Genomic DNA, 24,579 nt, shown 5'->3' on the forward strand with positions numbered 1-24,579 from the left:
AATTAGAACCGGGTGTTTCGTTGTACCGACCAACGCGCAGACAGCGAACCCAATATTGCCACAAAAATAATGGCCAGAATCAGTATGGAGACCGGCGGTAAGGCCAATGCGAATTCAGAATCGTAACTTCGAGCCAAACTTGAAAGCGCTTGATTAAGAGGTATCAGTGCTAAATGTGCGACGCCTATTGCGATGAGTGCCGCAAGCGTACAGGTAATTGCACCCAAATATAGAAAGGGACGGCGGACAAAGGATTCGGTTGCACCAACAAGACGAGCTACGGCGATTTCTTCGCGCTGAGACAAGGCTTGCATGCGTACAGTGTTAAAAACAGTAGCCAGCACGACAAGGGCGACGCTGATCGCCAACAGCAAAAGTCCTATGCGCGCGAAACGCAATAAGGCCTCCAACCGTTGAACCCAGGCACTGTCGAGTTGGACCAAGTCTACGCCCGACCACTTGCGCCATGTCTGGGCAAGCGTGTCTGCTCGGTTTGCCAGATCGTCTCCGGGGCGCAGAGTCACAATTACGGCGTCAGGCAATGGGTTGCTCGGCAAGACCTTTAATGCTTGTTCCCAGGCTGGATTCGCTCGTAGTTCATTCAATGCAGCATCACGAGTCACAACGCGAACCGACTCCAGATCGCCCGCATGTTCTTTGCGGATTCGTGTTGCGATTTGATCCGCCTGCCCCTTTGCGGCATCTGTTTTCAGAAAGACTGTCAGCTCGGGTGTAACTGAAAGATCCTTTGCGACCGGTTGAACCGATACCAGCAGGGATACGCCCAGCAGAGGTAAAGACAGTGCAAGCGCAATGACCAGTAAATTGGCGAGCGATGAAAAAGGCTGTGCGATCAATCGTCTGAGTGTGACCGTTAAAGCGTAAAAGTGTTGGCGCAGTATCCTTTTCATGCTTAATTTCTCTGGCTTGAATATCCGGCCATGCCGTTGGATTGCATCGCACGTGGGCTGGACAGGTCGGTAAATTTGCCCGGTTCGATCCTGAATGTGCGGCTAGCGTATTCGGCCATCAACTCTTCATCGTGCGACGCGATCAGTGTTGTGACCCCGACGCGGTTAAAGTCTTTAAAAACCGACATGATCTTGCGTGCGGTTTCCCGATCCAGGTTGGCGGTTGGCTCGTCCGCGATGAGAATGGCGGGTTTATTGACGATAGCCCTGGCAATGGCAAGGCGTTGCTGTTCGCCGCCAGATAGTTCGATTGGATTGATATCTTCTTTTGTCGACAGGCCAACCTTCTCGAGTGCTGCTCGGGCGCGGGCAAGGGCGAGTTTGGGCTCCAGGCCGGTGACGGCAAGCGGAAGTAAAACATTGTGAATAGCGCTTCGGTCATAAAGCAGGTGGGTGTCTTGTAAAATCACGCCTACCGCGCGCCTCAGATAAGGGCGGGCTCGCTTGGGAAGCTGGTCGAGACGTTGTCCATTGACCTGAATTGAGCCCCGGGATGATGGTTCGAGCCCCCCGATCATTTTGAGCAAGGTCGATTTACCCGCTCCGGACGGGCCTGCGACGAAAATGAACTCACCGGCCTGCACGCGAAAGGTGATATCGACCAGAATGTTGCGGCCTCGGCCATAAGATTTAAAAACGTGCTGGAATTCGATCATATTTGAGTACGCAAAGTAAGCCCTAATATTAACTCCCACTGATTAAGGTACCATTGACGGCAAGGGATTTCCCCCATACAGTCATTTCCAGAGTGCAGTTACGATCCGTTACCCGCACTTTGTGCCCTTGGCTGAATAGTTTTGTCGGCTAAATTTGTTGTGATCTGGAGAACTAAACATGAAATTTCTTAAGTTTGCCGCAGTTGCTGCCGCGATGCTCGCTGCCAGCTCCGCCGCTCAGGCCGGCGCGACGTTCGATAACGTTAAAAAGAAAGGATTTGTGCAGTGCGGCGTCTCGACAGGCGTGATCGGCTTCTCGGCAGCAGACAGCAAAGGTGTCTGGAAAGGTCTCGACGTTGATATGTGCCGTGCCGTCGCAGCAACCATGTTCGGCGATTCGACCAAATTTAAAGTCACTCCCCTGACGTCGCAACAGCGTTTTACCGCTCTTCAGTCTGGTGAAATCGATGTTTTGACACGTAACACGACTCAAACACTGACTCGCGACACGACGTTGGGCATGCTGGGCGCAGGCGTGAATTACTACGACAGTCAGGGCGTGATTGTGCGCAAGGATCTGGGCGTTAAAAGCGCTAAAGAGCTGAACGGTGCGACGGTTTGCGTTCAGCCAGGCACGACGACCGAATTGAATTTGGCCGACTTTTTCCGTGCGAACAACATTACCTTCAAGCCGGTTGTGATCGAAAAGCTGGATGAAGTGGTTGGCGCCTTTGTTTCCGGTCGTTGTGATGCGTATACCACCGACAAATCGGGTATCGCCGGCAGCCGCTCAGCCATGCAAAATCCTGATCAGTACATCATTTTGCCCGAAGATTTTTCCAAAGAGCCTCTTGGCCCGATGGTTCGCCAGGGTGACGAGCAGTGGTTCAACGTGATCCGTTGGGCGCTGTTTGCCATGATTGAAGCCGAAGAATACGGTATTACCTCCAAAAACGTGGACGAAATGCTCAAGAGCACTAATCCTAACGTTCAGCGTATTCTGGGTGTGACGCCTGGCATGGGCAAGAACTTGGGAGTCGATGACAAGTGGGCTTACAACATCGTCAAGCAAGTGGGTAACTACGGCGAAAGTTTTGAGCGCAACGTCGGTGCAGACAGCCCCTTGAAATTGCCGCGTGGTTTGAACCAGCAATGGAACAAGGGCGGCATCATGTATGCTTGGCCAATTCGCTAAGCTAAGTAAGTGCTAGTCTTGGGGCGATCGCGTGATGCGATCGCCCCGTTTCAGGTCTTGCCAGTTGTTTGAGCGTGTATTGCGCGCTGTACGGCTTTTTAAACGACCCATTCATGAGCAAAATTCAGTCAAGTACGCCGCCTTCCAGACGGATGTCTTGGAACGACCCGCGCGTGCGTTCAATTATTTATCAAATCCTAGCCCTTGGCTGTGTTGGTGGCATTGTTTGGTTTTTGGTGCACAACACACTGCATAACCTGTCGGTTCGCAATATTGCGACCGGGTTCGGATTTTTGACGCGTGAGGCTGGCTTTGCCATCGGTGAGTCGCTCATTGATTACGCGCCGGCCGATACCTATGGACGCGCTGTCGCTGTCGGTTTGGCCAACACACTGCGCATTGCCGCAGTCGGTATTGTGCTTGCAACAATTTTAGGCACACTAATCGGTATCGCGCGACTCTCCAAAAATTGGCTTGTTCGGAAAATCGCCAGCATTTACGTCGAAGTCATGCGCAATGTACCGTTGCTGCTGCAGCTTTTTTTCTGGTACTCCATTATTTCCGAATCTATGCCCGGTCCGCGAAAGGCTTTTCAGCCTCTGCCCGGTGTGTTTATATCCAATCGCGGCGTGAAGGTGCCATGGCTTGAAGGCGATGGACTTGCCTGGCTAAGCATGGGGCTTGTGACGGCGATCGTGGCGATTGTATTGATTGCTCGCTGGTCGCGAAAACGTCAGGAAAAAACCGGTCAGTTTTTTCCGGTTTATCGAGTGGGCATTCCGCTGATTTTCGGATTGCCGATTGCTTTCTGGTTGCTAAGCGGCGCAAGCCTGACTGTGGATATGCCGGTTCTAAAGGGTTTTAACTTTGTCGGAGGATTGACCCTTTCGCCGGAGTTCGCAGCCTTGTTGCTCGGCTTGGTGATCTACACATCAGCATTTATTGCCGAGGTTGTTCGATCGGGCATCCAGGCCGTTAACCAGGGGCAGTGGGAAGCGGCCGGTTCGCTGGGATTGCGCAATTCCCTTGTGTTGCGATTGATTGTATTGCCTCAGGCCCTCAGGGTGATCATTCCTCCGATGACAAGCCAGTATCTCAACATCACGAAAAACAGTTCTCTTGCCGTGGCGATTGGATATCCGGACATTGTTTCGGTCATTAACACCACTCTCAATCAGACTGGACAGGCGATCGAGGGCATCATGATTATCATGGCGGCCTATCTGACTGTTAGCTTGTCGATTTCGATTTTCATGAATTGGTACAACAAACGCATTGCGTTGGTGGAGCGTTGAAATGAGTTCTGCCAATACTTCTTCTTCAGTTCCCGAAGTTCAGTCCCCACCCGTGCAGCGCAGTGCTTGGACCTGGATCAAGACTCAGCTTTTTTCATCCCCATTGAACAGTTTGCTGACGATTTTGGTTGTCTGGCTACTGCTGGCCACCGTTCCAGCTCTTGTTGAATGGGCTTTGATCAAAGCCAATTTCGTTGCCGGCACCGCTCAGGAATGTCGCGCTTCCGGAGGTGCGTGCTAGGCATTTATTTATGAGAAACATCGCCTGATCCTGTTTGGTCTCTATCCTTTCGACGAGCAATGGCGTCCCTTGCTTGCGACTTGCATACTGCTCTCGGCTATCGTCCTGAGTGGATGGAGAAAATTTTGGAATTTTCTTCTGCTTGCTTCCTTGTGGACAATCGCCTTGATCGCGGTCGCGATTTTGATGTGGGGCGGTTTGTTTGGTCTGACTCCGGTCGAAAATAGTCTTTGGGGTGGTTTGCCGCTGACATTGATCCTGTCGACATTCGGTATTGCATTCGCGTTTCCGCTTGGAGTGCTGCTTGCGTTGGGGCGTCGTTCTAAAATGCCGGCGATCAAGGCGATTTGTGTTGTTTATATCGAGTTGATTCGCGGTGTGCCCTTAATCAGTCTTCTATTCATGTCGGCGGTCATGTTGCCTTTGTTTTTGCCTGAAGGCGTGAACATAGACAAATTGCTCAGGGCGCAGATAGCTATCATTTTGTTTGCCGCCGCCTACATTGCGGAAACCGTTCGGGGCGGACTGCAAGCGATACCGAAGGGTCAGTTCGAGGGTGGCGAATCTCTGGGGCTGAATTATTGGCAGCAAATGCGCTTAATCGTGTTGCCTCAGGCGCTCAAAATCGTGATTCCTCCTCTGGTGGGGATTTTCATCGCGATGTTCAAAGACACTTCGCTTGTTGTGGTGATCGGAATTTACGATTTGACCCAGGCGGCAAAAGCGGCCCTTGTCGATCAGGCTTGGCGAGGGTTCAGTGCTGAACTTTACGTCTTTATCGCCGTTTTATATTTTGTTTTCTGCTATTCAATGTCCAAATACAGCCAGTCGCTCGAAAAGCGCTTGGCTACCGGATATAAACGCTAGATCTGGAGAATATGTATGGCTGACGCCATCATCCGCATGCAGGACGTGAACAAGTGGTACGGAAAATTCCACGTGTTGCGCAATATCAATCTGGACGTGGCCCGTGGCGAGCGCATTGTGATTTGCGGTCCTTCCGGTTCGGGTAAGTCGACGCTCATTCGGTGCATCAATAGACTGGAGGAGCATCAGTCTGGCAAAATCATCGTGGAAGGGACGGAAATCACGAATGATGTGCGTCACGTCGAGGCTATTCGTCGCGATGTCGGAATGGTTTTCCAGCATTTCAATCTGTTCCCCCATCTGACGGTGCTTGAAAACCTTACGCTCGGGCCGATCTGGGTGTTGAAGGTGCCTAGGGCCGAAGCCGAAGCGCGTGCGATGAAGTACTTGGAAAGGGTGCGGATTCCCGATCAGGCGAGCAAGTTCCCGGGCCAACTATCGGGTGGACAGCAGCAGCGTGTTGCAATTGCACGTTCACTTTGCATGAATCCCAAAGTCATGTTGTTCGACGAGCCGACCTCCGCGCTGGATCCTGAAATGGTCAAAGAGGTTTTGGATGTCATGGTCGGACTGGCAAAAGAAAGCGGCATGACAATGTTGTGCGTGACGCATGAGATGGGTTTTGCCCGAAAAGTGGCCGATCGCGTGATTTTTATGGATCGCGGAGAAATCATTGAACAGAACACCCCGGATGCGTTCTTTGATGCTCCTCAAAACGATAGAACCAAACTGTTCCTGAGTCAGATTTTGCATTGAGAATTCACGCATGGGCATGCAAGTAAAGTGGTGGAAGTCGCTGATGGCCACAGCCATTGGTGTTGTTTTATCCGGTGTTTGTTTTGCGCAGCCCGCAGCGCAAACATCTGATGCCTGGCCAGTTCGTCCATTGCGCTTTGTCGTTCCTTACCCACCAGGCGGGCCGCTGGATTCCATGGCCCGGTTATTGGCCGAAAAGGCTAAGTCCTCGCTAGGTCAGACGATCATCGTCGAAAACAAGCCCGGTGCCGGCGGAAATATCGGTGCAGATATCGTGGCGAAGGCTGCGCCTGATGGCTATACCCTTGTCATGGGCGCAGTTGCTACTCACGCGATTAATCCATGGTTGTTCGCTTCAATCCCATATGATTCCGTGCGCGATTTCGCCCCCGTTGTGTTGGTGGCTTCCGTACCGAACGTTTTGGTTTTGAATAAGGATTTTGCTGCTCGCGAAAATATTCGGTCTCTCCCCGACCTGATCGAATATGCGCGCAAAAATCCCGGCAAATTGAATTATGGCTCGGGAGGTTCAGGCAGTGCGGGCCACTTGTCTGCCGAGCTTTTACGCACGAGAGCGAATATTGATGTTGTCCACATTCCATATCAAGGCGCGGCGCCTGCTCAGCTCGCATTGCTCTCCGGTCAGTCGGATTTCATGTTCGATAATCTGGCCGCCAGCGCACCCTTGATTCAAGATGGCAAGGTAATCGCTTTGGCTGTGACAACACTCAAACGATCGGCCTTGTTACCTGATGTTCCCACTGTTGAGGAGTCGGGTATTCGACCTTTCGATATCGGCACCTGGTTTGGCGTGTTCACAACAGCCGGAACTCCTGAGGCGATTGTGCAAAAGCTCTATGGGGCGTATGAAAATGCCCTCAAGGATCCTGCGGTTATCGAGCGATTGAAGTTAATGGGTTCAAATGCCGAATTGATGTCTTCGACCGGATTTGCCGATTTTGTTCGCTTGGAATTGGAAAAATACAAGGAAATCGTCAAAGTTTCCGGAGCCAAGGTTAATTAAGGATATCTTTGTCAGAATCTGCTCAAGTACACTAGTAGCATATCCGGTCCAATCATTTAGTTGAACAAGCCATGGCAAAGCATTACATATCCGAAATCACCCAATTTCTTCAGGATTACAAGAAAAATCACCCTGATGTGGAGAAGCGTCAACGCGAAGGGCGCGCCCGTCTTTGGGATAAGGCTCAGGACGCAGAATTGGCCGACGGCTTCAAGCAGGCGCGTGTTCGGCAAAACCCTTACGTTTACCAAAATAATTAATCACTGGCTCAAATGAGCAAGGCTAGCCTGTCAGGCGAAAACCTCGAGGCGCTGGTTCAGCCTCCTGTAGATACCACCCCGGATGTTGTCGATTCGGTAGCGTTGGCTCGCCTTTATGGAGAGCCTCTGTTTTCGTTGCCGAACGATCTTTATATCCCACCTGATGCTCTTGAAGTGTTTCTCGAAACCTTTCAGGGGCCGCTGGATCTCTTGCTGTATTTGATCCGTAAACAGAACTTCAATGTGCTTGATATCCCGATGGCCGAGGTCACCAAGCAATATTTGTCTTACGTCGAACAAATCAGGATTCATAACCTTGAGTTGGCTGCCGAATACCTGTTGATGGCGGCAATGCTGATTGAAATCAAGGCGCGCATGCTGTTGCCTGTGCGCAAGACCGACACTGGTGAAGAGCCTGAGGATCCTCGGGCTGAACTGGTGCGACGATTGCTTGAATATGAGCAAATGAAGCTTGCCGCCCAAAAGCTGGATGCCTTGCCGCAGCTTGGACGTGATTTCCAAAGGTCTCAGGCTTTCGCAGATTTGCGCATAGAGCGCGCTTTGCCCGAGGTCAACGCCGAGGATTTACGTCAAGCATGGATTGATATCATGAAGCGCGCACGTTTGAATGCGCACCATCATATTACGCGCGAGCAACTCTCTGTGCGCGATCACATGACTCACATTCTGCGTCGATTGTCGGATGTGCGTTTCATTGAGTTTGGCGAGCTGTTCATGGAGCGAATCGATGAGGGCGCACCAACTGCGGTCGTTGTCGTTCACTTTCTTGCCTTGCTTGAATTATCCAGAGAATTATTGCTTGAGATTACTCAGGCTGAGCCCTATGCTCCCATTTATGTGCGCTTGGCTTTTACTAGCGCAGCCGCATAAGCGGTCCTTAAAAGTCTGCGGAGATATGTTTGAAAGTCGTCCATACAATTGAAGACTTGCGAGATCAGTTAAGAGGTCAGTTGCGAGTTGCCTTTGTTCCCACGATGGGTAATTTGCATGAAGGGCATTTGGCGCTCATGAAGCTTGCCCGTCAACATGGCGATCCTGTTGTTGCCAGTATTTTCGTTAATCGGCTGCAATTCGGTCCGAACGAAGATTTCGACAGATATCCTCGTACATTGCAAAACGATATCGACAAGCTTGAACAGGCTAGGGACGTGTATGTGCTATTCGCCCCGGATGAAAAAGAGTTGTATCCGGAGCCTCAAAGCTATCGAGTTCAGCCTCCGCAAGAATTGGGAGATATTCTTGAAGGTGAATACCGCCCAGGTTTTTTTGGCGGGGTCAGCACCGTTGTTCTCAAACTTTTTTCCTGTGTGCAGCCGCGAGTCGCCGTATTCGGAAAAAAGGACTACCAGCAATTGATGGTCGTACGTAATATGTGTCGACAATTTCAGTTGCCGGTTGAAATCCTTGCGCATGAAACCGTTCGCGATCGGGACGGGCTGGCGCTATCTTCACGCAATATGTATCTTCAGCCCGCCGAAAGGGTCGAGGCGGCGCAATTATATGTCGCTCTGTCGATGATTCAGAGTCAATTACAAGCCGGTGCGCAAGATGCGGATCGTCTTGAGAGGCAGGCGATCGATTTTCTGAACAGTCGGGGTTGGAAAGTTGATTACATTGCGATCCGGCGTCGTCGGGATTTGAACAAACCTACACGAGAAGAAATCGCTCAAGGCGAGCCCCTTGTGGCTCTTGCCGCAGCCAAGCTAGGTGCGACACGGCTGATCGATAATCTGGAACTTTAGTCAATACGTACCTAGGGTTTTTACGCCTGTCAGAACTGACAGCTTAACCAATTTTCGAATGTCTGCCAGACTGCATTCCGTTATTTTTACGGAGGCATTATGAAACGTTTGGACGATATCGAAGGGGCGGGTTGGTCTGTGTTGACTGCGCGTGAGCGCGATGTGATTCATCCCGTTGCCGAAGGGAAATCCAACAAATTGATTGCGATAGAGCTTGGGATCTCCATGCGTACAGTTGAGGCGCATCGCGCACGCATCTTTTACAAAATGGGCGTTCGCAATGCTGTTCAACTTGCCAGAGAGGTGTGCAGCAACCCGGAACCGGATACGGATTGAAATCCGGGCGACTAGAGGCAGTTGGGAGCCGGTGTCTTATTCAGCTCATTGATCGGATCTAAATCAGGTTGCCGAGTCAGGGTGTATGTCAGGTTAGGCGTTTCTCCATTGATGGAGATTAACCGCAGTGCATTGCCCATGGCCGGCATGGTCAGTTCGGAGCGTACTCCGCCTTGTGCGTTCAATAGGACAATTCTTGGGGGGTTCATGGGCGAAGCGCGCCAACATCCTTGATCCGTCAAGCTTGTTCCGCTTTGACTATTTTGGTCCAAATAAGATGCCCGTGCGCGCCAACGACCATTCGGCGCAACGGTTAATGTGATTCGCTGGGCGGTGCACTTCATTTCAGGGTGAAAGCAGGGTAGCGTACCGCTAAAGGATTGAGCCTCTGGGATGAGGCTTGTTCGCAAATTGTCGGTCGTTGATGCAGCAGGATCCGAGGACGATGCTGAACCTTGGTGATTGCCAATATCGACAGGAGGCACATCAATGGGGGCGCCCGCAGCATCGTAGGATCTGTTGGGTGCTGTATTTGCGGGTCCGGGTTGATTGGAACTGCCTGTTTGTGATGGCGTGGCGGCCGGCACCGCATATGTGGTTGGTGAGGCGGTCTGTGCGCTTGTCACAGGCTGACGATTTGCGCTCGCTTGTTGTTGCCTCAGATCGAACTGCAACTGATTAGGCGCCCTAAGTCCTTGAGTAGCGTAGGAGGCCTCAGCTTGAGAAATGGCATCGGTTGTTGAGCTGGCGGCGGGTACGTTGTAATAACCCGGCTGTTGCATTTGTTGCTGCATTTGCGCACAACCCGAAACGCCTAGGGCAAGGGCCGCAATCGCTAAGTGAATGCTTGAGCGGCATGAAGATGCCGGCAACATTTTCAATTCTTTCATGAGAAACTTTCCAAGTCTGATGATTACGCCAAGTCAATACCGTCATTCTACGCATTTACAGCTATATATGCATGATATGAAAGCGAGAATTGCCTGATGCCTGAAGTTGCGAATTCAATCGCCACAGCGTTGACAGGCCTTACGCTAGGCTTAATGAGCGCAATGGTGGCGATCGTTTTGTCGGAACGCATCTGTCGCAGATTGCTTGATCGTTACGGTCAAGATTCATTCGATTCCGACTATCCGCCGGTCCGGCTGCCGGAAATTTCGTCAAAATGGCTGCAAGTCCTGATTTTTTTGATGCTTGTGCTCATTTCCATATTTGTTTTCGTGCGACGTGAGGATGGGCTTGAAGCCTCGATGGTCGTCCTGTTTTGCGCACTCAGTTTGATGCTAGCTTATATCGATCTCAGAATCGGTTTGTTGCCGGATGTATTGACGTTGCCATTGCTGGCCTTGGGATTAACTTATCAGATGCTTGCGGGAGTGGGTGACTTTGCGAGCGGGGCAGCCGGTGCCGCTCTGTCGTATGGTTTGTTGCGAGGGGTGTTCGGCTTGTTCTATTGGAAAACAGGCCGAGCCGGCATGGGCTTTGGTGATTTTAAATTTGCCGCTGCAATAGGTGCATGGGTTGGTGTGACTTCCGTGCCTTTGCTTTTGTTAATTGCCTCCGGTACAGGTGTTTTGCTGGGCTTACTGGCACGCAGTTTCGGCAAACTGGACCAAGGTTGCGCTTTTCCGTTCGGCCCATTTCTGGCTATTGCGGGTATCCTCATATTTTTATGTGGTTAGAAGCGAGGTGTGAGTATGCTGAAGATTGGATTGACGGGGGGGATTGGATCCGGCAAAACGAAAGTTGCTGATTTACTGGCCGGTTGGGGGGCCAGCGTCATAGACACCGATTTAATCGCTCATGGCCTCACGGCTCCGGGAGGGCGGGCGATTCAACCCATTGTCGATCTGTTTGGGCCGGATGTGATTGAAAACACGGGTGCGCTTGATCGCCAGAAGATGCGGGAGCTGGTTTTTTCCGACCAAAGTCGTCGTCCCGAGCTCGAGGCCATCATGCATCCATTGATTGCCGACGAGGTGCTTGCGCAGGCGGCACGGGCAACTGGACTTTATCTCGTTTTTGTTGTCCCCCTGCTGGTTGAATCAGGCCGATGGCTAGATCGTGTCGATCGAGTTTGTGTGGTTGATTGCGATCAGGAGACCCAAATTAGACGGGTGCAAGCGCGTAGCGGACTTTCCCTTGAAACTGTTCAGCATATTCTGAACGCACAGGCGACGAGAGAGCAAAGATTGGTTGTCGCTGACGATGTTTTAATCAATTCAGGCCAGACAAGTTTGGCCGATCTTGAAAATCAGGTGTTGGTCTTGCACAAAGGGTGGTGTAAGCTTGTCGTATAGCGGGTAATAGTTAATATTAGTTAATATTCCATCCATATATTTCTAGGCGGCTGTGGCGAGTGATTCTTTTTGAATATCCTTTTAACGAACGCGTTCGGGCGCTGTTGCGCCTCGAATACCTGTTCGATCGAATGATGTTCTTTGCTCGTCCGGGAGATCCGCGTCAGCACCAGGTTGCGCTGACAGCGTTGTTTGATTTGCTCGAAGCTACCGAACGCACCGACATGAAAGGCAGTGTTCTGCAGGATTTGGAGCGGCAGCGCAACGTCTTGCTCAGTCTAAAGGATCACCCTGGTGTCGATGGCAAGACTCTGAATGCGATGTTGCTTGAAATCGAGCGCGCCGCTACAAATCTCAATGCGACGGGTAAAACCGGACAGACGCTAAGAGAAAATGAGTGGTTGGCGAGTTTGCGTGGGCGTTTGGCTGTTCCCGGAGGAGGAAGCCAAGTCGATATGCCTTCCTTCTACGCATGGCAATGCAGGCCTGAGATAGAGCGTTGTGCGGATTTGCAGCGTTGGATATCCCCATTGCTGCCTTTGCATTCGGGCATTGCGATAGTTCTGAAGCTGCTCAGAGAATCGGGTCAGACCGAGTCTGCTATCGGCCCCTCGGGGGCTTACCAACAAATGCTTTCGGGCAAGGTCTATCAACTTTTGCGTGTCTGGGTTGATGACACTCATAATACTTTTCCCGAAATCAGCGCGAACAAATACATGGTATGGATTCGATTCGCCTCCCAAGATGGTGAATTCAAGCCTCAGCCAGTATCGCGCGATGTACCATTCAAGATGGCACTTTGTTCCCTTTAAGTTACTGATAGAGTGATATCCGCCAATTGGCGTATATGAATAGCGTGCAATATGCTCGGTATTCAGCCACAATACGCACTCCTCGCATTCCGGATGGAACATTATGTTTGATCGTGAAGTGGCCGGGCGATTGTTGCGTTCGCGCCCGGTTTGGGTAGTAACTGCTTTATTGCTTGCTGGCGCGGCCTGGTGGTTTTCTGGTGACTCTAAACGCCCTGCGCAAAAGGGGCCTGCAGCCGGTATGGCGCAAATGGTTCCGGTTCGCGTTGAAGTCGCGCGAATCGAGGATTTGGATATTTATCTCAAGGGGTTAGGCACAGTCACCGCTTTTAACACTGTGACCGTGCGCAGTCGCGTTCAGGGTGAGTTGATTAGCGTTCGGTTCAAGGAAGGGGAGCAAGTCAAGGCCGGAGAATTACTGGCTGAAATCGATCCGCGCTCGTTCGAAGTAGCCTTGAGTCAAGCGATCGGAATGCAGCAACAGAATCAAGCCCAGTATGAAAATGCGAAGAGGGATCTGGATCGCTATCGGACTTTGCGCAAGCAGGACTCGATTGCACCAATGCTGCTTGATACGCAACAAGCGCTTGTTCGCAAACTCGAAGGCCAGCTCAAAAGCGATCAGGCTGCGGTGGATAATGCCCGATTGCAACTTGATTACACGCGAATTACGGCACCCATTTCCGGTCGTTTGGGATTGCGCAAAGTCGATGCCGGCAACCTTGTTATCGCAAACGACCCCCAGGGCGTTGTGGTGATTACTCAGACGCAGCCTATCTCTGTTTTGTTCACCCTTGCTGAAACAGATTTGCCTGCGGTTCGAAGTGCGATGCAGGAAGATCAAAAATTACCTGTTGATGCATATGACCGATCAGACTTGAATCGTTTGGCGGTGGGTACCCTGGTTACGGTAGACAATCAGATCGATGCGACAACGGGTACTGTCAAACTGAAAGCGCAGTTCGCCAATGAAAATGATGCGCTTTTTCCGAATCAATTTGTCAATGTCCGGATGAAAGTGCGCACGGATAAAGATGCATTGACCGTACCTGTCGGTTCATTACAGCAGGGTAACCAGGGGGCGTTTCTATATGTCATTCAACCGGATGGAACCGCCGCGGTACGTCAAGTGAAAGTCGGGGCCCGTAGCGGGGATCGCGTCGCCATTCTTGATGGCGTGAAGCAAGGGGATCAGGTGGTACTCGAAGGGACCGATCGTTTGCGCTCGGGCGCCAAGGTACGAATTGTGCGTTCCGATGCCCCAGAGTCCGAAGCGAAAAAAACCGGGTCCGGCAAATAAGCATCGTGAATCTTTCGCGCCCATTCATTCTTCGGCCTGTTGCCACAACCCTGGCAATGCTTGCGCTGTTGCTCGTTGGGTTGATCGCTTATCGTTCATTACCTGTTTCTTCCCTTCCGGAAGTTGACTATCCGACGATCCAGTCCACGGCCTTCTATCCTGGCGCAAGCCCCGAGGTGATCGCTGCTCTGGTGACGTCACCCTTGGAGCGACAGTTCGGACAAATGCCAGGTCTGAGGCAGATGAGTTCAAGCAGCTCGGCAGGGGCATCGATCATTACCCTGCAATTTGCTCTCGCTTTGCCGCTGGATGTCGCAGAGCAACAGGTTCAAGCCGCCATTAATGCAGCCAGTAACTTGTTGCCCCGCGACCTGCCTGCACCTCCGGTTTATAACAAAGTGAATCCCGCGGATGCCGCCGTGATCACGCTTGCGATTACTTCTCCAACGGTCCCGTTGCCGCAGGTCAGGGACTTGGTTGACACCAGAATGGCTCAGAAGGTGTCCCAGGTTGCCGGAGTTGGGTTGGTGACCGTTGCCGGTGGTCAACGGCCGGCAGTTCGCATTCAGGCGAATCCGCAATCATTGGCTTCGTACGGATTGACGTTTGCGGATATTCGGGCGGCAATCACGGCCGCCAACGTCAATCAGCCTAAGGGTACATTGGATGGGGGGATGCGATCGACTACGATCAATGCGAATGATCAGTTGAAAAACGCGGACGAGTACATGAACTTGGTGGTGGCGTATCGAAATAATGCACCACTGAGATTATCGGACGTTGCGGTTGCTGTGACTGAAGCCGAGGACTCCAGGTTGGCTGCATGGGCGGATACCGAGCCCGCCATCCTGCTGAATGTGCAGAGACAGCCAGGAGCCAATGTGATTGATGTCGTGGATCGCATTCAGCGTTTGTTGCCGCAATTGAAATTGGCCATGCCCGCTAATATCGATGTCAAAGTGATGTCCGATCGTACTCAGACGATCAGGGAGTCGGTGCATGATGTTCAAATCGAAATGCTGATTTCCATCGGACTGGTGGTTTTAGTGACGTTCGTATTCCTGCGGACAATGACGGCGACACTGATTCCCAGTGTAGTGGTTCCGCTGTCGTTGATCGGAACCTTTGGGGTGATGTACCTGGCGGGATTCAGCATCAATAATCTGACGCTGATGGCACTGACGATTGCAACCGGTTTCGTTGTTGACGATGCGATCGTCATGATCGAAAACATCGCGCGCTATCTCGAAAAAGGCGATACGCCGATGCAAGCAGCCATCAAAGGCGCATCGCAGATCGGTTTCACTTTGGTGTCATTGACGATTTCATTGATCGCGGTGCTGATTCCCTTGCTTTTCATGACTGAAGTTGTTGGTAGATTGTTCAGGGAGTTCGCGGTCACGCTGGCTGTCTCAATCTTGTTGTCGCTGCTGATTTCCCTCACGCTCACGCCAATGATGTGTTCCAGGTTGTTGCGTGCCGGTAACGCCGAGCACGGCGGTCGGTTGGCGCAATGGATAGGATTACAGATCGATGCATTGATCGAAGGTTACGATCATTTGCTGCGCCAGGTTTTGAAGCGCCAGCCATTGACTTTGTTGGTGGCCATAGGAACGTTTGTATTGACCGCGATACTATATTTGTGGATACCAAAAGGTTTTTTTCCTCAGCAAGATACAGGGCTGATACAGGTCATTACCCAAGCACCGCAGAACCTGTCCTTCGAGTCCATGGCGCACAGGCAGCGTCGTGCGGTTCAGGCAATATTGCAGGATGGTGATGTCGCTTCCGTGTCCTCTTTTATCGGGGTGGACGGAACCAACGAGACTGTCAATACAGGGCGTATGCAGATTTCCTTGCGGCCTCACGCTACGCGTCGGGATAATGTCGCATCGATTATCAGGCGCATGAAGGAGCAGGTTGCCGATATCAACGATTTGCAATTTTATTTTCAGCCGATACAGGATTTGACCGTCGAGGATCGTATCAGTCGAACCCAGTTTCAAATGACCCTTGAAAGTGCCGATCCACAGCTGTTGCAGAAATGGGTGCCACAGTTGGTCGACAAGTTGCGTCAGCAGCCGCAACTTACGGATGTGATCGATGATCTACAAAATGATGGCTTGACGACTTTCGTTGATATAGACAGGGATGCGGCCTCAAGGCTTGGTGTGACTGCAGCCGCTATCGATGATGCTTTGTATGATGCCTTCGGACAGCGTCAGATTTCAACAATATTCACTCAGTCGAATCAATATCGGGTCGTGCTTGAAACTGCGCCGCAGTTTCGCAAGGATCCGTCCGCGATCGGTTCTGTATACGTCAAAACGACGGATGGCAAGCCTGTGCCGATTTCGACTGTCGCGAAAGTAAGTGAAGGCCGTGCGCCATTGGTGCTGAATCGTCTCGATCAGTTCCCTTCTGTCACGATTTCTTTTAATTTGCCTCCTGGCGTGTCTCTGTCGCAGGCAGTGGATGCTGTAGGCCGGGCACAGTCAGAAATAGGCTTGCCGGCAGGCGTGGAGGTGCGCTTTCAAGGTGCTGCGCGCGCATTTGAATCCTCTTTGTCCAGCACATTGCTTTTGATATTGGCTGCGATCGTTACGATGTATATCGTTCTGGGGGTTTTATACGAAAGCTTCATTCATCCCGTCACGATCCTGTCGACGCTTCCTTCGGCTGCGATTGGCGCACTGCTGGCGCTGATGCTTGCAGGACACGATCTGGACATGATCGGAATCATCGGTATCATTTTATTGATCGGTATCGTAAAAAAGAATGCCATCATGATGATCGACTTTGCCTTGGATGCCGAACGAAAGCTTGGTTTGTCGGCGCAAGAGGCAATCCATCAGGCTGCATTGCTCAGATTCAGGCCGATTCTGATGACGACGCTTGCGGCTTTGTTCGGCGCTGTTCCCCTGATGTTGTCGACCGGAACGGGAGCCGAATTGCGTCAACCGCTTGGCTTGGTGATGGTCGGTGGATTATTGCTTAGCCAAGTACTGACTTTATTTACCACGCCTGTTATTTATCTGTTTTTCGATAGACTAAGTACAAAAGGCGGGCGTCGTCGAAAAGTTGCGCAGGTAGCTGACGGCGTATGAATGTCTCGGGTCTCTTCATTGTCAGACCGGTTGCCACGACATTAATCTGGTTGGGTGTCGTGTTGGCCGGTTGGCTTGCGCACAGCCTGTTACCGATTGCGCCCTTGCCTCAAATCGAATTGGCTTCCATTTCGGTGCGAGCCCAGATGCCCGGTGCCAGTCCCGAAGTGATGGCGGCCACTGTCGCAACGCCCCTGGAGCGATCACTCGGAACGATTGCCGGTCTGACGGAGATGACATCGCGAAGTACAACCGGACAAACTCGCATTACCTTGCAGTTTGATCTTAGCCGGGATATCAATAGCGCTGCCACAGATGTGCAGGGGGCAATTAACGCAGCCCGCGCCATGATGCCAAGCGGATTGCGCAACAATCCAACTTACAACAAGGTCAATCCTTCTGCGGCGCCTATCATGACGCTCGCGTTGACATCGGATTCGTTGTCCCAGGGGCAGCTTTATGACATTGCCTCAACCACGGTTCAGCAAAAACTATCTCAGATTCAGGGTGTGGGTGAGGTCACGATTGGTGGTAGCTCATTGCCGGCGGTTCGAATCGATCTTGATCCTGATGCGCTGTCGCAGTATGGTGTATCGCTTGAATCGGTGCGTGCCGCCATCGCCTCAGCGAACTCGACCAGACCGAAGGGGTTTGTCGAAAATGAAAGTCACCGATGGCAAATCGTCGCGAATGACCAGCTCTGGAAAGCCGCACAATATCGACCGTTGATTGTTGCCTGGCGCAATGATGCGCCTGTGCGCCTGAGTGATATTGCCAAGGTGGAGGATTCGGTCGAAGACACATCCAACATCGGGTACTTTAATAACAGCCAGGCTATTCTGGTGCTGATTCGCAGCCAGGCCAATGCCAACATCATCAAAACAGTCGATCAGATCCGGAGGGATTTGCCTGTTTTGCGCGCCATGTTGCCGGCCGATGTCGCGATCAATGTGGCGCAAGATCGAACGCCCAGTATCCGGGCGTCGGTGGATGAGGCTGAAAAGACCCTAGTGATCGCGATCGGGCTAGTCATGCTGGTAGTGCTGGTTTTTTTACGAAACTGGCGCGCATCGCTGATTCCCACTGTAGCTGTTCCCGTTTCATTGATCGGCACGTTTGGTGCGATGTATCTCTGCGGATATTCGTTAAACACGATGTCGTTGATGGCTTTGATCGTGGCGACCGGATTCGTTGTGGATGATGCAATCGTTGTCCTGGAAAACATCATGCGCCATCTCGAAAAAGGGCAGACTCCTTTGAGAGCGGCATTGCGGGGCACCCGGGAAGTAGGGTTTACCGTCTTGTCGATGAGTATTTCGCTCATAGCGGTTTTTATTCCGATTTTATTGATGGGAGGATTGCCCGGCCGTCTGTTCAGGGAATTCGCTGTGACGCTGTCCGTGGCTATTCTGATTTCGATGTTGGTGTCTTTGACTTTGACCCCTATGATGGCCGTGCGTATGCTCGGTCGCAAGCCGGGTGGCGGGGATTCAGATCCGCATTCTCCCGGATTGTTATCCAGAGTGTCGCAAAGAGCGATGGATAGTGTTGTGCATGCCTACGCGGTTTCACTTGACTGGGCCTTGCGTCACGGAAGATTCATGATGGTGTTGCTTGCGGCTACCATAGGGTTGAATTTCTATTTGTATGGAATCGTTCCCAAGGGCTTTTTTCCGCAACAGGATACCGGCATGATGTTGGGTTTTTTCTCGACCGACGATGGAACGTCCTTCAAATCCATGCAACCCAAGCTTGATCGATTCAGGCAGGTCTTGATGAAGGATCCGGCGATCCAGACCGTCACTGCGTATGCCAGCGGGAGAGGTGGAAGCAATACCAGTTTTTTGGCGGTCCAGTTAAAGCCCTTTAGCGAACGTGGTGTCAGTGTCCGGGATGTGATCAATCGTTTGCGCCCCCAGCTCTCAGGCGTGCCAGGTGCAAGATTGTTTTTGATGGCGCAGCAGGATATTAGGGTGGGGGGGCGACAAAGCAGCTCTCAATACCAGTACACCTTGATGGGCAATGAGTTGCAGGACTTGAAGGAGTGGTTGCCAAAAGTGCAGCAGGCTTTGGCGGCTTTGCCCGAATTGGTTGATGTGGATACGGACGTGGAGGATCGAGGACGGCAAGTGTCGATTGTTGTGGATCGGGATGCGGCTCAACGGCTTGGCGTATCGATGGCGAACATTTCTTCAGTTCTCAATAACTCCTTTAGCCAACGTCAGGTTTCCGTGATTTATGGAGGACGCAATCAATATCGGGTCGTGCTCGAGGTTGCGCCCAGGCACGCCGAGGATGCTGATTCGCTAAAGGAAGTTTACGTGATCAACTCTAGCGGCAATCGGGTGCCTTTATCCGCTTTTGCCCGGTTCGAATCAACCAATGCTCCGCTAAGTGTCCGCCATCAGGGGATGCAGGTGGCAGATACCATTTCGTTCGATTTGGCGCCTGGTGTCTCTTTGGGACAGGCGAACGCCGCGATCGAGCAGGCTGTCGCATCAATCAGTTTGCCAAGCGACAAAATTCAAGCGGGTTTTCAAGGGACGGCCAAGGCATTGCAAAGCGCACTGTCAAACCAGCCTTGGTTGATTCTGGCCGCCCTTGTGACCATGTATATTGTGCTTGGCATGCTCTACGAAAGCACGATTCATCCCTTGACGATTATCTCCACGTTGCCCTCCGCGGGTGTCGGTGCGTTGCTCGCGCTTTTGATGCTGCAGACCGAATTCAGCTTGATCGCGTTGATTGGCGTTTTTCTGTTGATCGGCATCGTCAAAAAGAACGCCATCATGATGGTTGATTTTGCATTGGATGTGCAGCGTAGACTGGGTTTGTCGCCCGATGAGGCGATACACCAAGCTTGCATCACGCGTTTCAGGCCAATTTTGATGACGACATGCGCAGCGATCTTCGGTGCGTTTCCACTGGTGTTCGCATCGGGGGCCGGTGTGGAGATGCGACGTCCGCTTGGCATTACGATTTTGGGTGGACTGATCGTGAGTCAGTTGTTGACGCTGTACACGACCCCTGTGGTGTATTTGTATCTGGATCGATTCAGGTTGTGGATGTTGAACTTTAAATTGAAAATCAATCGTTGATAAAACATGAGGCAATACAAATCTTATCGCTTTGATTTCACTTTGATGCGAATTTCGCGCATGACTTTCGCATGCGGCATCTTCGCGCTCATGGCGGCCTGCATGGTAGGGCCGGATTATGTACGTCCTCAAATCGATGTCGGCGTCGCTTTCAAGGAGACACCGGGCTGGAAGGTGGCACAGCCTGCGGCCGACGCACCGCGCGGTCCGTGGTGGTCGATGTATCAGGACGAAGTGTTAAGCCAACTGATGCAGGAGTTGAATCAATCCAACCAGAATATTGCTCAAGCCGAGGCCAGATTCCGTCAGGCCGTGGCGATCACTCAAGGCGCGCGTTCGCCCCTTTATCCGACCTTGTCCGCAACGGGAAATATGAACCGGACAGGTGGCTCCACAATCAGTTCTACAGGCGCTACCTCGAGTACGGCGCTGACAACTTATGGCGCCAACGCCGTCGTCGCGAGTTGGCAGATCGATATCTGGGGAAGCATTCGACGCAATATCGAGTCGACGGATGCCTCCGAGCTGGCGTTGGCCGCAGATGTGGCGGGAGCGAGACTGACCGCCCAGTCGGCGATGGCTTTGAGCTATTTACAGGTTCGTGTGCTTGATGAACAAAAACGGCTGTTGATTGCCACACTGGCGGCCTATCAAAAATCGCTCGATTTGACACAAAATCGTTATGAAGCCGGCATGTCCGGCAAGGGTGATGTGGCGGTCGCCCGCACGCAGTACGAAAGCACGCGAGCGCAATTGATCGATCTTGAACAACAGCGCGCAATTTATGAAAACGCAGTTGCAGTTTTACTTGGTCGAGCTCCTTCGACATTCTCGATCAAGGAAGCGCGCATGAATACTGTCGTGCCTGTGTCGCCTGTGGGCCTGCCCTCTGCGTTGCTTGAGCGCAGGCCGGATGTTGCCGCGGCAGAGAGGCGCACTGCCGCAGCGAATGCTCAAATCGGGGTGGCGACAGCTGCATGGTTTCCCAGCTTGACCATTAACGGCAACACTGGTTATCGCAGTACTGATTTGACGCAGTGGTTTACCGCCCCTGCGCAGTTCTGGGCTTTGGGGCCTCAATTGGCCATGCTGGTTCTGGACGGAGGCGCTCGACAAGCAGCAATCGCTCAGGCAGCGGCAGGGCTCGACATACAGGCCGCTGCTTATCGACAGGTGGTATTGCAGGCTTTGCAGGAGGTCGAAAATGCTATGGTTCAGATGCGTGTGTTCGAGCAGGAAGAGTCGGTTCAGCGTCTGGCCGTACAGTCCGCCCAAGAGTCGCTCAGACTGGCGCGAAATCAGTATGATCAGGGTTTGATCGATTATCTTAGTGTTGCCGTGCTTGAAACTACAGCCCTGAATAACGAACGCACCTACATCACTCTGATGGGTAATCGATTAAGCGCAAGCGTTCGATTGATCGCTGCGCTCGGTGGAGGCTGGTCTGCGGATGATTTGAATCGACTGGATGCCTCAGGCAATCCAACTGCGAATCCCAGCAACACCGTGCCCACCAACCGATAAGGCGATTGGCAAGGTCGCTGCCGATTGTCCGCCCAATGCATAGACCGGCATGCCGGCCTGTTGATTCAATCGGGCGAATTTTTCCCAACCCATTGTGGCGGCTCCCGGATGGGATGCGGTTTCAAGAACCGGGCCAAGGACGACAAAGTCCGCCATCAGTTCTCTTGCGCGTGCCAGATCATCTTCGTGATGTGTGGAGACGGCTAATAATTGGGCTTTTTTAAGCTCGGGACGTAATTGGTGGGCATGAGCGTCTTCGGATCGTAGATGCAATCCATCAGCCTGGTGAGCCCATTCGATAGGGTGCACGCTATTGACTAGAACGCGTGCACCGGCCTGATGGCAGCGCGAGATCACCTCAAGCAGTGCCTCATGTAGAGACTTGCTTGCTGTGCCATCGGGCCATGCCGGCTCGCGCCATTGCAGGAGCCGCATCCCCCTCGCCAATGCATGATCCAGTTTCGCCAAGAAAGCCGTCAAACCATCCGGCGAGCCGGCGTTTGAGATGGCGTAAAAGTTAGGCAACTGCAACCAACGCAAAGGCGGCAGCGTGGCAGGAAGCAGTTGAGGAATTTCATGCGCTGTTTTGATATCAACCCATCTGAGCTCTTGGTTTTCAAGGCCTTTGGGTTCACCTTCCCACCCTGTAATCCTGCAAAATGCCAATCTGACCGTTGTGGTCGGGTAGCGGTGTACGTAAGTGACCCAAGGCTGGGCAAATGTCACAGTGACACCAATTTCTTCGCGCAGCTCCCGAACCAGCGCTTGCATGACAGTTTCACCTGGTTCGAGCTTGCCGCCAGGTAGTTCCCACCAGCCGGGCCAGGGTTTGTCTGGAGGACGGTTGCCAAGCAGTACCGTGCCGTCGGGTCGAAGCATGACTCCGACCGCGACGTCGATTATTTTTTCATGCATGCCGAGCGGCCCAGTCTCTCGAGAATTGCCAGGCGATTCGACCCGATCTGGAGCCTCTTTCGAGAGCCCATTGCAAGGCTTCGGTTCGCGATGCGATGACATCTGCCTCACTGCACCCTAGCGTGCGCAACCAGTGGTAGACGATATCGAGATAATCATCCTGGCGGAAAGGATAGAACGATAGCCACAGACCAAAGCGCTCGGATAAAGAGATCTTTTCTTCGACCGTTTCGCCGGGATGAATTTCTCCGTCACTCTGATGCTTGTACTCCAGATTCTCATTCATGTACTCAGGCATCAGATGGCGACGGTTGGATGTTGCATAGATCAGCACATTGTTGCCGGTTGATGCTGCCGAGCCATCCAGAACGGACTTCAACGCCTTGTAGCCGGCCTCGCCTTCTTCGAAAGACAAGTCGTCGCAGAATACGATGAATTTTTCCGGTCTGCCGGCAACCATATCCACGATGTCTGGCAGGTCGGCCATATCGGCTTTGTCGACCTCAATCAGACGCAAGCCGCGATCTCCATACATGGCAAGCATGGCTTTGACCAATGAGCTTTTGCCTGTACCGCGCGCACCCGTCATCAGGACGTTATTGGCGGGCTTGCCTTCCATGAAGTGCATGGTGTTGCGATTGATGATCTCTTTTTGCCGTTCGATATGTTGCAGATCTTCTGTGTGAATCAGTGACACGTGCGCAATGGCATCGAGCCAGCCATGAGACGCACCGCGTTTGCGCCATCGATATGCGCGCGCATTCCAATTGACTGGTGGCGGCGCGGGTGGCAGCCAGGCCTCGAGTTGAGTCAACACGCGTACTGCGCGTTCGAGAAGTTCCGCCATTTCAGGTGTGGCTAATTGCTTTGAGTCGCTCATCAGGATCTGTAGTCTGCGTTGATGCTTACGTATTCGTGTGAAAAATCACAGGTGTAAACGGTTTCCGACACTTGGCCGCGACCAAGCGCGATTCGCACAAGTATTTCGGGCTCTTTCATGATTCTTTGGCCGTCGGCTTCCTGATAATCCGGATTGCGTCCGCCTTTTGTCGCGACAAGTACATCACCAAGCCACAAATTGACTCCAGACACATCCAGATCTGTGATGCCGGCGTAACCGATAGCAGCCAGAATGCGTCCCAGATTTGGATCTGAAGCAAAAAAGGCGGTCTTCACCAAGGGTGAGTGGGCCACGGCGTAGGCAACCTGAAGCGCTTCTTCGACTGTCTTGGCCTGTTCGACCTTGATCGTCATGAATTTAGTCGCACCTTCGGCGTCGCGAACGATTTTCTGTGCCAGATCAAGGGCGGCTTGAGTCAGTGCGGTTTTCAGTGCCGCGTATTCGGGATGCGAGACGCTGTCGATCACAAGGCCGCTTTGCCCCGTCGCCATGACGATAAACGAATCATTTGTCGATGTGTCTCCATCGACAGTGATTCGGTTAAATGAGGTGTCAGCCAGCTCCCGGGCGAGCTGGTTCATCAGCGGTTGGGCAATCCCGGCATCGGTTGCCAGATAGCTCAGCATAGTGGCCATGTTGGGGCGAATCATGCCAGCGCCTTTACTGATCCCCGTGATGGTGATGGCTTTGCCGCCCAGAGTGAGTCGCTGCGAGTGAATTTTAGGCAGGGTATCGGTTGTCATGATGCCGTGGGCGGCGCAAACCCAGTTGCCTGAGGCCAGATTTTGCAGCGCTGCGGGCAACCCCGCCTCAATACGGTCCACAGGCAGAGGTTCAAGAATGACCCCTGTGGAAAAAGGCAAAACCTGGTCAGGCTGTATGCCCATCAGTTTAGCCAGAGCTTTACAGGTCTGATTGGCAGCCAGCATTCCCGGCTCGCCAGTGCCTGCATTGGCATTTCCGGTGTTGATGACCAGAGCTCGAATGGGTTGTCCGCTTGCCAAATGCTGTTGGCAGACAACGACCGGAGCGGCACAAAAGCGGTTGCGGGTGAACACGCCGGCAACCGTAGTGCCGGGACTTAAGCGAAATACCGTCAAATCCCGGCGGTTCGCTTTGCGAATGCCGGCTTCGGTCACGCCGATTTCAATACCCGCGACCGGATAGACCTTGTCGTCGGAAGGAATGTGCAGATTAACGGCCATGGTGTTTTAGATAGATAAACGAAAGGGCTAAAAAGAAAGGGCTCAAAATAAAT

At 52.4% G+C, this 24,579-nt stretch carries 21 protein-coding genes and 1 pseudogene; 16 read left to right on the plus strand and 6 right to left on the minus strand.

Annotated features, from left to right (window positions below):
• Window positions 1–2 precede the first annotated feature (2 nt).
• Together G3I67_RS13330 and G3I67_RS13335 are read right to left on the minus strand one after the other, a co-directional pair.
• Window positions 3–911, minus strand: a complete 909-nt coding sequence (locus G3I67_RS13330) for a cell division protein FtsX (RefSeq protein ID WP_163656029.1) — start codon at window positions 909–911, stop codon at window positions 3–5.
• 2 nt (window positions 912–913) lie between these two features.
• Window positions 914–1,627: a cell division ATP-binding protein FtsE gene (locus G3I67_RS13335; RefSeq protein ID WP_163656030.1), complete on the minus strand. Its 714-nt coding sequence runs from the start codon at window positions 1,625–1,627 to the stop codon at window positions 914–916.
• A 178-nt stretch (window positions 1,628–1,805) separates the two neighbouring features.
• Between G3I67_RS13335 and G3I67_RS13340 the strand changes: the two genes are divergently transcribed.
• From G3I67_RS13340 to G3I67_RS13380, 9 genes and pseudogenes are all read left to right on the plus strand, one after another.
• Window positions 1,806–2,822, plus strand: a complete 1,017-nt coding sequence (locus G3I67_RS13340) for an amino acid ABC transporter substrate-binding protein (RefSeq protein WP_163656031.1) — start codon at window positions 1,806–1,808, stop codon at window positions 2,820–2,822.
• Between the two features lie 113 nt (window positions 2,823–2,935).
• Window positions 2,936–4,117 carry an amino acid ABC transporter permease gene (locus tag G3I67_RS13345; RefSeq protein ID WP_163656032.1) on the plus strand — a complete coding sequence of 394 codons (1,182 nt, stop codon included), beginning with the start codon at window positions 2,936–2,938 and terminating at the stop codon, window positions 4,115–4,117.
• Between the two features lies 1 nt (window position 4,118).
• Window positions 4,119–5,225, plus strand: a pseudogene (locus G3I67_RS13350) (amino acid ABC transporter permease).
• Between the two features lie 15 nt (window positions 5,226–5,240).
• Window positions 5,241–5,981, plus strand: a complete 741-nt coding sequence (locus G3I67_RS13355; protein ID WP_163656033.1) for an amino acid ABC transporter ATP-binding protein — start codon at window positions 5,241–5,243, stop codon at window positions 5,979–5,981.
• 43 nt (window positions 5,982–6,024) lie between these two features.
• Entirely contained in the window at window positions 6,025–7,005 is a 981-nt protein-coding gene (locus G3I67_RS13360) for a Bug family tripartite tricarboxylate transporter substrate binding protein (RefSeq protein ID WP_375539324.1), read from the plus strand.
• A 71-nt stretch (window positions 7,006–7,076) separates the two neighbouring features.
• Complete coding sequence (locus G3I67_RS13365; protein ID WP_163656034.1) at window positions 7,077–7,265, plus strand: DUF3460 family protein; 189 nt, start codon at window positions 7,077–7,079, stop codon at window positions 7,263–7,265.
• Window positions 7,266–7,277: 12 nt separating this feature from the next.
• Window positions 7,278–8,156: a segregation and condensation protein A gene (locus G3I67_RS13370; protein ID WP_163656035.1), complete on the plus strand. Its 879-nt coding sequence runs from the start codon at window positions 7,278–7,280 to the stop codon at window positions 8,154–8,156.
• 29 nt (window positions 8,157–8,185) lie between these two features.
• Window positions 8,186–9,028, plus strand: coding sequence for a pantoate--beta-alanine ligase (gene panC, locus G3I67_RS13375; RefSeq protein WP_163656036.1), 843 nt, complete (start codon window positions 8,186–8,188; stop codon window positions 9,026–9,028).
• A gap of 99 nt (window positions 9,029–9,127) precedes the next feature.
• Complete coding sequence (locus G3I67_RS13380) at window positions 9,128–9,364, plus strand: response regulator transcription factor (RefSeq protein ID WP_163656037.1); 237 nt, start codon at window positions 9,128–9,130, stop codon at window positions 9,362–9,364.
• An 11-nt stretch (window positions 9,365–9,375) separates the two neighbouring features.
• Here the strand turns inward: G3I67_RS13380 and G3I67_RS13385 are convergent, their stop codons facing one another.
• Complete coding sequence (locus G3I67_RS13385) at window positions 9,376–10,254, minus strand: hypothetical protein (protein ID WP_163656038.1); 879 nt, start codon at window positions 10,252–10,254, stop codon at window positions 9,376–9,378.
• 96 nt (window positions 10,255–10,350) lie between these two features.
• Between G3I67_RS13385 and G3I67_RS13390 the strand changes: the two genes are divergently transcribed.
• The 7 genes from G3I67_RS13390 (at window position 10,351) to G3I67_RS13420 (ending at window position 21,505) form a co-directional block, all read left to right on the plus strand.
• Window positions 10,351–11,046 (plus strand): prepilin peptidase, encoded by a 696-nt coding sequence (locus tag G3I67_RS13390; RefSeq protein WP_163656039.1) that lies wholly within the window; start codon window positions 10,351–10,353, stop codon window positions 11,044–11,046.
• 15 nt (window positions 11,047–11,061) lie between these two features.
• Window positions 11,062–11,664 (plus strand): dephospho-CoA kinase, encoded by a 603-nt coding sequence (coaE, locus tag G3I67_RS13395; RefSeq protein WP_163656040.1) that lies wholly within the window; start codon window positions 11,062–11,064, stop codon window positions 11,662–11,664.
• Window positions 11,665–11,723: 59 nt separating this feature from the next.
• Complete coding sequence (gene zapD, locus G3I67_RS13400) at window positions 11,724–12,476, plus strand: cell division protein ZapD (RefSeq protein WP_163656041.1); 753 nt, start codon at window positions 11,724–11,726, stop codon at window positions 12,474–12,476.
• A 103-nt stretch (window positions 12,477–12,579) separates the two neighbouring features.
• Window positions 12,580–13,776: an MdtA/MuxA family multidrug efflux RND transporter periplasmic adaptor subunit gene (locus tag G3I67_RS13405; RefSeq protein ID WP_163656042.1), complete on the plus strand. Its 1,197-nt coding sequence runs from the start codon at window positions 12,580–12,582 to the stop codon at window positions 13,774–13,776.
• A gap of 5 nt (window positions 13,777–13,781) precedes the next feature.
• Window positions 13,782–16,883: a multidrug efflux RND transporter permease subunit gene (locus G3I67_RS13410; protein ID WP_163656043.1), complete on the plus strand. Its 3,102-nt coding sequence runs from the start codon at window positions 13,782–13,784 to the stop codon at window positions 16,881–16,883.
• The gene (locus tag G3I67_RS13415) at window positions 16,880–19,981 is read left to right on the plus strand and encodes a multidrug efflux RND transporter permease subunit (RefSeq protein ID WP_163656044.1); all 3,102 of its coding nucleotides are present in this window, start codon (window positions 16,880–16,882) and stop codon (window positions 19,979–19,981) included. The genes G3I67_RS13410 and G3I67_RS13415 overlap by 4 nt, the downstream gene beginning before the upstream one ends.
• 6 nt (window positions 19,982–19,987) lie before the next feature.
• Window positions 19,988–21,505, plus strand: a complete 1,518-nt coding sequence (locus G3I67_RS13420) for an efflux transporter outer membrane subunit (RefSeq protein ID WP_375539323.1) — start codon at window positions 19,988–19,990, stop codon at window positions 21,503–21,505.
• Here G3I67_RS13420 and G3I67_RS13425 read toward each other — a convergent pair.
• The 3 genes from G3I67_RS13425 to argJ are packed head-to-tail and all read right to left on the minus strand — an operon-like array spanning window position 21,455 to window position 24,526.
• The gene (locus tag G3I67_RS13425) at window positions 21,455–22,420 is read right to left on the minus strand and encodes a Nudix family hydrolase (RefSeq protein ID WP_163656045.1); all 966 of its coding nucleotides are present in this window, start codon (window positions 22,418–22,420) and stop codon (window positions 21,455–21,457) included. The genes G3I67_RS13420 and G3I67_RS13425 overlap by 51 nt on opposite strands.
• A complete protein-coding gene (locus tag G3I67_RS13430; RefSeq protein WP_235931931.1) occupies window positions 22,413–23,300 on the minus strand; it encodes an ATP-binding protein in 888 nt (295 codons plus the stop codon). Before G3I67_RS13430 ends, G3I67_RS13425 begins: the two co-directional genes overlap by 8 nt.
• Window positions 23,300–24,526 (minus strand): bifunctional glutamate N-acetyltransferase/amino-acid acetyltransferase ArgJ, encoded by a 1,227-nt coding sequence (argJ, locus tag G3I67_RS13435; protein WP_163656046.1) that lies wholly within the window; start codon window positions 24,524–24,526, stop codon window positions 23,300–23,302. Before argJ ends, G3I67_RS13430 begins: the two co-directional genes overlap by 1 nt.
• Between the last annotated feature and the right edge of the window lie 53 nt (window positions 24,527–24,579).

The organism is Sheuella amnicola, from assembly GCF_010499255.1.
GTDB lineage: Bacteria > Pseudomonadota > Gammaproteobacteria > Burkholderiales > Burkholderiaceae_B > Zwartia > Zwartia amnicola.

Bases quoted from the DNA above. Each gene is read 5' to 3' on its own strand.
- G3I67_RS13370 (WP_163656035.1), top strand. From the start codon at position 7,278: ATGAGCAAGGCTAGCCTGTCAGGCGAAAACCTCGAGGCGCTGGTTCAG.
- G3I67_RS13390 (WP_163656039.1), top strand. From the start codon at position 10,351: ATGCCTGAAGTTGCGAATTCAATCGCCACAGCGTTGACAGGCCTTACG.
- G3I67_RS13415 (WP_163656044.1), top strand. From the start codon at position 16,880: ATGAATGTCTCGGGTCTCTTCATTGTCAGACCGGTTGCCACGACATTA.
- coaE (WP_163656040.1), top strand. From the start codon at position 11,062: ATGCTGAAGATTGGATTGACGGGGGGGATTGGATCCGGCAAAACGAAA.
- G3I67_RS13430 (WP_235931931.1), bottom strand. From the start codon at position 23,300: ATGAGCGACTCAAAGCAATTAGCCACACCTGAAATGGCGGAACTTCTC.
- G3I67_RS13340 (WP_163656031.1), top strand. From the start codon at position 1,806: ATGAAATTTCTTAAGTTTGCCGCAGTTGCTGCCGCGATGCTCGCTGCC.
- G3I67_RS13380 (WP_163656037.1), top strand. From the start codon at position 9,128: ATGAAACGTTTGGACGATATCGAAGGGGCGGGTTGGTCTGTGTTGACT.
- G3I67_RS13365 (WP_163656034.1), top strand. From the start codon at position 7,077: ATGGCAAAGCATTACATATCCGAAATCACCCAATTTCTTCAGGATTAC.
- G3I67_RS13420 (WP_375539323.1), top strand. From the start codon at position 19,988: ATGAGGCAATACAAATCTTATCGCTTTGATTTCACTTTGATGCGAATT.
- G3I67_RS13425 (WP_163656045.1), bottom strand. From the start codon at position 22,420: ATGCATGAAAAAATAATCGACGTCGCGGTCGGAGTCATGCTTCGACCC.
- G3I67_RS13355 (WP_163656033.1), top strand. From the start codon at position 5,241: ATGGCTGACGCCATCATCCGCATGCAGGACGTGAACAAGTGGTACGGA.
- G3I67_RS13360 (WP_375539324.1), top strand. From the start codon at position 6,025: ATGGCCACAGCCATTGGTGTTGTTTTATCCGGTGTTTGTTTTGCGCAG.
- G3I67_RS13335 (WP_163656030.1), bottom strand. From the start codon at position 1,627: ATGATCGAATTCCAGCACGTTTTTAAATCTTATGGCCGAGGCCGCAAC.
- argJ (WP_163656046.1), bottom strand. From the start codon at position 24,526: ATGGCCGTTAATCTGCACATTCCTTCCGACGACAAGGTCTATCCGGTC.
- G3I67_RS13330 (WP_163656029.1), bottom strand. From the start codon at position 911: ATGAAAAGGATACTGCGCCAACACTTTTACGCTTTAACGGTCACACTC.
- G3I67_RS13345 (WP_163656032.1), top strand. From the start codon at position 2,936: ATGAGCAAAATTCAGTCAAGTACGCCGCCTTCCAGACGGATGTCTTGG.
- G3I67_RS13405 (WP_163656042.1), top strand. From the start codon at position 12,580: ATGTTTGATCGTGAAGTGGCCGGGCGATTGTTGCGTTCGCGCCCGGTT.
- G3I67_RS13385 (WP_163656038.1), bottom strand. From the start codon at position 10,254: ATGAAAGAATTGAAAATGTTGCCGGCATCTTCATGCCGCTCAAGCATT.